We start from the raw sequence: 523 nt of genomic DNA on the forward strand, positions 1-523 counted from the left end.
TTCACTGCTCGCGACACAGGTGACGTCGCGTCTGCGGCAGCGGCTCGGAGTGGACGTCCCCGTGCGTGCCCTCTTCACCTCGCCCACACCGGCCACACTGGCCGGGGTCGTGCGCGAGCTGGAGACGGCCGACGAGGCGCCGCTGGTGCCGGTCGACCGTGGCAGCGGGCCGCTGCCGCTGTCGTTCGCGCAGCAGCGGCTGTGGTTCCTGGACCGGTTGACGCCGGGCAGCGCGGAATACCTGGTGCCGACGATGCTGCGGGTGCGGGGCACGCTCGACGTCGGTGCGCTGGGTGCAGCGTTCACCGGTCTGGTGACCCGGCACGAGGTGCTGCGCACCCGGTTCGTCACGGACGACTCAGGCCGTCCCGCCCAGATCGTGGACGCGCCGTGGTCGGTCACTCCGGTGGTGCACGACGTCCGTGACGTACCGACGGCCGACAGGGAGCGGGCCGCACGGGAGCTCATGGCGGCCGAGGCGCGCAGACCGTTGGAGCTGGACGGTGGGCGGCTCCTGCGCGTG

General features: G+C 72.8%; 1 protein-coding gene. It reads left to right on the forward strand.

Features of this window, described 5'->3' with window-relative positions:
* Positions 1-4: 4 nt before the first annotated feature.
* Positions 5-523: condensation domain-containing protein (locus tag K7G59_RS34435; RefSeq protein ID WP_225840678.1), on the forward strand; the 519-nt coding region annotated here is incomplete at its 3' end.

The sequence above is a fragment of the Streptomyces sp. NK08204 genome, from assembly GCF_020400585.1.
GTDB lineage: Bacteria > Actinomycetota > Actinomycetes > Streptomycetales > Streptomycetaceae > Streptomyces.